The organism is uncultured Nostoc sp., assembly GCF_964245575.1.
GTDB lineage: Bacteria > Cyanobacteriota > Cyanobacteriia > Cyanobacteriales > Nostocaceae > Nostoc.
The window spans coordinates 1-6,752 of sequence record NZ_CAXTNP010000362.1; the positions used below are offsets into that span (position 1 = coordinate 1).

Consider the following 6,752-nt stretch of genomic DNA (forward strand, 5'->3'; position numbering starts at 1 on the left):
ATGACAAGACAGCGCGGTTATGGCCTGTGGAGAATTTAGACCAATTGTTAGTGCGGGGTTGCAATTGGCTGCATGATTATTTGCAGAATAACCCAAATTTGAATGAGAGCGATAAGCGTCTCTGCGATGATATCAAGTGAAAGCCAAGCGAGGTCTGGCGACAAGCCGAGGCAGCGTCTACGCACTTTGTAAAATTATCTCATGCGATGCCTACGGTGGTCATTGAGCCTGTCGTTCGCGCAGCGTCTCGTAGAGAAGTGCGGTAAACTACGCTCTTTCAACACAACTATACACAGTTTAGATGTGTAATATCAAGTCCGCTCAATCACTTACGATATGTGATTGCGAGTGGAACGTTCGCACAGCGTCTCTAAGAGTTGCGATCGCAATTATGCGATTACTTCACTGTGCGATCGCTGCGATCGTAATCACAAGTATTTAGCCGGACATGAGATAAAATAAAGCTGATAGGCAAGATAAAGCAATAAATCATGCATCGACAGATTAACATCACCTTGCCACAAGAGACGATTGAAATAATTGATCGAGTCATTGAAAAAGGCGATTCTCCAGAGGAGAGGCTACGCCAACGCAGTCGATTTATCAACCAAGCTGTGCAATATTATATAGCTCAGAAAGCCTTAGTTAATCTTAGAGAACAGTTAAAAGAGGGAGCCATCCAACGCACAGAACGCGATTTGGGATTGGTGGAAGAATGGTTTGACTTGGAAGAAGAAGTGTGCAACAGCTAGATAGAGCAAATCAAATCAGTGTTGGTTTAGTGAAACTTTGCGTCTACGCACTTTTTAGAATTATCTCATGCGATGCCTACGGCGGTAAACTATGCTAGGTTTTTAAGTTTTGCTAAAGCGTTTGTGGCAAAAACGGTGCGTTAGCCTTTGGCGTAACGCACCCTACAAAACTAAACAGTAGAGAAATTAGCCATTAAAAACGCGACTGCGCCACTTATTCAACCGCGCTTCTCCAATTGTGGCATACCGTTGAGCATCAGCAATTTGCTCTTGCAAAGCTGCAATCTGTTTTGCTTGCGCCTCAGCTTGCTGTTGCAAAGATGTATATTCCTTACTGCTGCTAACGGAACTGGAAGACTGCGAACTAGTAGTGAATTTTGTTGCACCGATGCTAGCAAAGGGTTGTAAGTCTGCTAGTTGCTGTTGCAAAGTTGCAATCTGGCTTTCTTGCTCTTTAATCTTTTGCTGCAAGGCTTGTTCAGCTGCTGTCTGAGCCGCAATAAATGGATTAACTGGAGCAGCAGTTTCTGGCTTTCGCTTGAATACTTCAGCAAGTAAAGCACTAATATCCGTGGGTTTCACTCTACCATAAGGAGTGTTGGTAATTAGCGATCGCACCAGCTGAGGTTCATTATTCGTTGCTAGGTTCTTGTCACTGCTAGAATTGCTCCGCAACAGTTGCAGCATATTGGTAAATTCCAATATCTTTTTGCCCGTTTGAGTTTTATAACCCCGGTAATATGGCACTATGTTATCCCCAAAGGCATCTAGATACTCGTCGCTATCAAGATAAGAATCAATATCCGCCTCAAAACCCTTCTCATCTAAAATGTTACTGTGATATTTCGTCTCGGAGTAGTCATCGGGAGCGCGACCCAGCAGGTGCTTGAAGTTAAGTTCAATCGCACGGTAGCGGTAAACTTTATCAAAAAATCTGGAGCGATACAACTCTGATTTGGCAACCTGACGCACAAACTCACGGACATCGATTATACCTTGCTTGAGTTGGGATTCTGGAACAATCAGCCGCTCACTTTCCATAACGTAGGCATTACCCAACACTTGCCGATAAACTGCCCGAATTACAATTTCAATGTCATCAACTGAAGCATTAGTCCACAGTTCAATGGGTTCTGTTTGGGGAAATGCTTGATATTGGCGTCGTCTGGTTTCTTCGTCTAAGAAGATTTGCATACTTGGTTAGTGTGGGTAGGAGTAACTAATGGCTTTGAGGACGTTTGCTAAAAATCTATATTTTTAAAGGTAATGGGAGCTAAGTATTTGTTAGTGGTTATGTGATACAGCTAATACCAATTATTTGTGAAACTACATAAAACCAAGCTTAGTAAGACTTGGGGCTTGAGCAAATTGTTCTGGAGCAACCTCATAGGTAATCGATATAAGCACTAACAAATTTTAATTCCCTTTACAGTCAGGATTAATTTATCAAGTTTTGGGGACTTTTTTAGTTACATTTTCTAACAAACTTAGACGGCTAACTGTTAATAAGTAATAGCTAATTATAGTAAACAATTAGCAATTAAACATTAACAATTAACCGTCAACCCCCTTAGGGAGTAGTTAAAATTCAAAACTTAATTTTGAATTGGGTGTAAACACCTGTCAGAAAGAAATATTTCCGCAGGATAGTAACTCTCAAGCACGCTCATCAAATTTAGTGTATGCACTACCAGAGTTTATCCAGTATTGTTTCAAAGTATGATGAGGTGTGTGTAAACTAGCTTTTGCCTGATATAAAATTACTTGGCGATGATCACCCATCCAAATTTTATTAATGGGGTCAACGGATATTACTGTTCCTCCTAAAGAAGCGACACATTGAGAGAATCTTTCAATCGTGGTATATTCTAATGTCTCGAAGATAAAAAAGTTACCCAAACAAATCAAGTGGCGACTGCGAATCCAGCAGCGCATCTTTTTTTCAGCTTGTGGAGGTAACATTTTAGATTTAACAGATTCCAGCTGAATCGACATAAAGCGCTCACCGCACATAAATCATCAACAAAACTTTTCCGTTTTTCAAACTGCAAAGGGCCAGAGGTTAGCTTGCATATTTGCTTGTAGGTTTCAATATCCATACCTTTTTCTAGATTTCTCCAAATAGATTTTTACCACCGCCGACTCATCGACGGGTAGAAGCTCAATGTCAGTGTTAGAAAGCACTTGCTCAAGGTGAGCGAATGCTAAATAATGAGATCGCTATGGTGCGATCGCCATCGTCCAATTGAAAATTCAAAAGATTCAGTAATTTCCATTAGAAAAGTGGTTTCAAAAAGTAGCTTACAATCCAAAAGGTATTTTGGCTAAAAAGTTATTCTCCTAGCCGAGATGCTACCCTTCTTGATCATAACCGCATTCAGAAGTGCTAAGTGCTGTTAGCGCATAGCTATGGTTGAGCCAGTGCTGAGTTAGGAGTACTGAGTTATTATTCTCCTCGTTGTTCCCAGTCACTTTTTCATCTGTACTTAGGCAAATCTAAAAATCTAAAATTGGCACGGTCAAGCACTCAAACTCTCACGAGTTGTTGTGCATAAATCTGCGTTTCGTAAACAAGGGGGAAAATTCAAAGTCTCTCTCCTGTTATAAGAGAGAAATAGAAGCGAGGTTTTCCAGATATCGTGAAAAGTCAGGTATATAATTTCATGCAAAGCCTCTTGTAGACATCGCACCAACTTAATTAACATACAGCGACACTCTTGAGGATAGTCATCGGGCCTTGGGCTTTGAGAATCTCCATTTCTACTGCATTCCGCACTAGTAAAGCACCAGCGAATCCTAATGAATTCACAGAGATAGACTGGAAATGCTCTTGCGATCGCGGTACGATCAACATCCATTCTCGTGTCGCTAGCAAATTGTAAGCACTAGAACCCACAGAATGTAGCAAAGTACGATAGACTTCTAAAGTTGCTTGTCCACCTGCGAATGGCGATCGCACCCAATGGGGATTTAATGGTGCAAAAGCGTGTACAAAAGGAAGTTTTGGTATTGCGTTGGTAAAGGCTACCGTTGGCGTAGCGGACACACCAGAAGGTATCAATTCCTGAAATTGTGCTGCTGTTAGCAGAGGCTCAATAGGTATCTGCGGCCCCGAAGGTGTAAGTGGTAGCGGCACTAATTGCAAGTGCTTATGTCGCTGACTCGCACCTGCGGTTTTACCACTGTTATAAAATGCTAAACCATCGAAATCAGCCAAACACGCCCACATAGCCGCAAAATCTTCCAGAGTCAGTAAACTTTCCTGTTCCTCGAAGGCACGGGTGATGATTAGTAGGTGATAATCAACAACATTGAATTTATTCAAGATACATACATGTGTATCGGAAATATCCGCTACAAATAAATCTTCTTCATAGGGCAAAAAAGGATTAAACTCTTCACCAGAAGTAGCAGATTGTTTTTGGTGTTTCTCTTTAGCTGCTTTTTTGCGATTCAGGTTAGACAAAATCCGCACCAAAAAGCGCACGCCATCCTGTTCAACAAATTCAAATTCTGTCGGAATCGATAGTAGCGCCCCGCATTGTAAAGCATGTTCAGTCCGTTCTTTAACACTTGTCCATAAAGTGCCAGGTTTAAGTAAGATTTTTCCCTGTGCCATTTTTATCCCTTCAGGCATGGTACAGAACACGCAGCGCAAAGCTGTGCCCCTTTAACAATGACTATATTCCAATACGGTTCATTAAAATACCAAACCTTTCACAACAACGCAATACCTTCGCAACAAAACTGTCATAAATCATATCTACATTAGTAATACATCTAAATATCCTTCCAGACAGCAATGCAAAACGAATCTCGCGACAGAGAACACCCATCAAATAGCATTTCACATAACACTCCTGATACCAAATACCATAATCGAACACCCTGGAAAAAGGCTGCCGCCTCTCTATCGCTGGTGCTGCTGGGATCAGGTATGACATTAGCAGGCGGCTATATGGCTGGACACCCTCGGCAGGTGTCTGAAAGTGCATCTAATTTGGCAGTGAGTCGAGTAAATGCTGCTCCTCCAATACCAGCTACCACAGATCCTAACTTTGTTACCAAGGTAGTGCAAAAGGTCGGCCCGGCTGTAGTGCGGATTGACTCTTCACGAACCGTAAAAACCCAGATACCAGATGAATTTAGCAACGATCCATTCTTTCAACGCTTTTTTGGCTCTCAACTACCAGATCAACAACAGAATCGGGTAGAACGGGGTACTGGTTCAGGTTTTATTATTAGTGCTGATGGTCGTATTCTCACCAACGCCCACGTAGTTGATGGTGCTGATACGGTAACAGTAACCCTCAAGGATGGGCGTAGTTTTAAAGGAAAAGTGTTAGGTAAAGATGAGTTGACAGATGTTGCTGTTGTCAAGATTCAGGCGAACAATCTACCGTTAGTAGCCATAGGTAACTCAGATCAACTACAACCCGGAGAATGGGCGATCGCGATCGGCAACCCCCTTGGACTAGATAATACAGTAACTACTGGAATCATCAGTGCTACCGGACGCAGTAGCAATCAAATTGGCGCTCCTGATAAGCGAGTAGAGTATATTCAAACTGACGCAGCGATTAATCCCGGTAACTCCGGTGGGCCCCTATTAAATTACCGTGGCGAGGTAATTGCCATGAATACAGCCATTATTCAAGGGGCACAAGGATTAGGCTTTGCTATTCCTATCAACACAGCCCAACGCATTTCCAGTCAACTAATAGCTACAGGCAAAGTAGAACATCCTTATCTGGGAATTCAGATGGTAGGGTTAACGCCTCAGCTAAAACAAAATATCAACTCAGATCCCAATAGCGGTTTGAGTGTGAATGAAGATAAAGGTGTATTAGTTGTGAAAGTTGTCCCAAATTCACCAGCTGCTAAAGCAGGGATACGTGCTGGAGATGTGATTCAAAAGCTTGGTGGGCAAACAGTCACAGATGCCAGCAGTGTTCAAAAAGCAGTAGAAAATAGCCAAGTCGGAGGCGATTTACGTATGGAATTACGTCGCAATGGGCAAAATCTTAACATAGCTGTGCGACCTGGTGCTTTCCCCACCCAAGTACAGTAATCGCTGTGGTGAGCCGTTTTGAGTAATAATATCAGCTTCTGACTAAATTAAAGAAAACAAAGAAAGCTCAAAATAAAGCCGTCCTGTCATTAGTAGGACGGCTTTATTTATCGGTATACATTCACCACAGGCGATCGCGGGGTCTACGTGCATCATTGATGAGCATAAAACAAATACGGCAATTTTTCTGATGTCTTCACCTAGAGATTCCCTGTATTTGTAGAGTTGTACCACTAACTCAAAATTCATTATGCAGCTTACGCTCATTCTTCAGCTACAGATTGCTTTATTTATTGCATCCCTTTTACTGGTTATATCCATCATCAAAATTTTGCTTCAGAGAAAAGCTTTGTATATGTATCAACAATCCACAAAACTGTTTAAGCAGTCCGTAAACCAATACCAAGAATCTGTAAAGCTTTTCAGACAAGCTATAGATGAGTACGAATTCCTACTTCAGGAACATGGGATAGATACATCAAAACTAAAAGCTAAAGCTCCTGGGCAACCAACATCCTCACCACCGTTCCAATTCAAATCTCTGTCTTCACCTTCAGATAAGGCATTACCAGACCTGAAAAAGATGAAGAGGCAGCCTAGTAAACCAAAAGTAGTGTCTAAGAATAATCCATTGTACAAGGAACTTCTGAATTTACTCAGTGGTAATGAAGAAATTGCCAATCGGTTGATTACACATCAGCAACAATTAAATCCAAATAAATTAGAGAGCTGGATTTTGGAAAAAGTTGTTGGTGATATAAAACGCGATCGGCGTGTTTGAGGAGCTTAAGCGATCGCCTGCTAGAAAATCTCCAGATGCAGATTTATTTTTTTATAGCTTTCGTAGTGTTTAAAAATCCGCTTTATAAATATTCTAATACCAATTTAATATGAAGCTACATATAATAGATGGAAGCAAACTTGAGAAA

Annotated in this window: 7 protein-coding genes; 3 read left to right on the forward strand and 4 right to left on the reverse strand. The window is 41.5% G+C overall.

The window, feature by feature from the left end:
- Window positions 1-491 precede the first annotated feature (491 nt).
- Window positions 492-752: a hypothetical protein gene (locus tag ACFFAP_RS34335; protein WP_375515403.1), complete on the forward strand. Its 261-nt coding sequence runs from the start codon at window positions 492-494 to the stop codon at window positions 750-752.
- Between the two features lie 186 nt (window positions 753-938).
- Here the strand turns inward: ACFFAP_RS34335 and ACFFAP_RS34340 are convergent, their stop codons facing one another.
- From ACFFAP_RS34340 to ACFFAP_RS34350, 3 genes are all read right to left on the reverse strand, one after another.
- On the reverse strand, window positions 939-1,946 hold the full coding sequence (locus ACFFAP_RS34340; RefSeq protein ID WP_375515404.1) for a phycobilisome rod-core linker polypeptide: 1,008 nt from the start codon (window positions 1,944-1,946) through the stop codon (window positions 939-941).
- Window positions 1,947-2,408: 462 nt separating this feature from the next.
- The gene (locus ACFFAP_RS34345; protein ID WP_375515405.1) at window positions 2,409-2,747 is read right to left on the reverse strand and encodes a CpeR family transcriptional regulator; all 339 of its coding nucleotides are present in this window, start codon (window positions 2,745-2,747) and stop codon (window positions 2,409-2,411) included.
- 703 nt (window positions 2,748-3,450) lie between these two features.
- A complete protein-coding gene (locus ACFFAP_RS34350; RefSeq protein WP_375515406.1) occupies window positions 3,451-4,371 on the reverse strand; it encodes a phosphorylase in 921 nt (306 codons plus the stop codon).
- Between the two features lie 183 nt (window positions 4,372-4,554).
- Here ACFFAP_RS34350 and ACFFAP_RS34355 point away from each other — a divergent pair, with 183 nt between their 5' ends.
- Entirely contained in the window at window positions 4,555-5,823 is a 1,269-nt protein-coding gene (locus ACFFAP_RS34355; RefSeq protein WP_375515407.1) for an HhoA/HhoB/HtrA family serine endopeptidase, read from the forward strand.
- A gap of 42 nt (window positions 5,824-5,865) precedes the next feature.
- Here ACFFAP_RS34355 and ACFFAP_RS34360 read toward each other — a convergent pair whose 3' ends face one another.
- On the reverse strand, window positions 5,866-6,072 hold the full coding sequence (locus ACFFAP_RS34360) for a hypothetical protein (protein WP_375515408.1): 207 nt from the start codon (window positions 6,070-6,072) through the stop codon (window positions 5,866-5,868).
- 106 nt (window positions 6,073-6,178) lie between these two features.
- Between ACFFAP_RS34360 and ACFFAP_RS34365 the strand changes: the two genes are divergently transcribed.
- The gene (locus tag ACFFAP_RS34365; protein WP_375515409.1) at window positions 6,179-6,604 is read left to right on the forward strand and encodes a hypothetical protein; all 426 of its coding nucleotides are present in this window, start codon (window positions 6,179-6,181) and stop codon (window positions 6,602-6,604) included.
- Window positions 6,605-6,752 lie beyond the last annotated feature (148 nt).

Coding starts and splice junctions, on each gene's coding strand:
- ACFFAP_RS34355 (WP_375515407.1), top strand. CDS start 4,555: ATGCAAAACGAATCTCGCGACAGAGAACACCCATCAAATAGCATTTCA.
- ACFFAP_RS34350 (WP_375515406.1), bottom strand. CDS start 4,371: ATGGCACAGGGAAAAATCTTACTTAAACCTGGCACTTTATGGACAAGT.
- ACFFAP_RS34340 (WP_375515404.1), bottom strand. CDS start 1,946: ATGCAAATCTTCTTAGACGAAGAAACCAGACGACGCCAATATCAAGCA.
- ACFFAP_RS34365 (WP_375515409.1), top strand. CDS start 6,179: ATGTATCAACAATCCACAAAACTGTTTAAGCAGTCCGTAAACCAATAC.
- ACFFAP_RS34360 (WP_375515408.1), bottom strand. CDS start 6,072: ATGAATTTTGAGTTAGTGGTACAACTCTACAAATACAGGGAATCTCTA.
- ACFFAP_RS34335 (WP_375515403.1), top strand. CDS start 492: ATGCATCGACAGATTAACATCACCTTGCCACAAGAGACGATTGAAATA.
- ACFFAP_RS34345 (WP_375515405.1), bottom strand. CDS start 2,747: ATGTCGATTCAGCTGGAATCTGTTAAATCTAAAATGTTACCTCCACAA.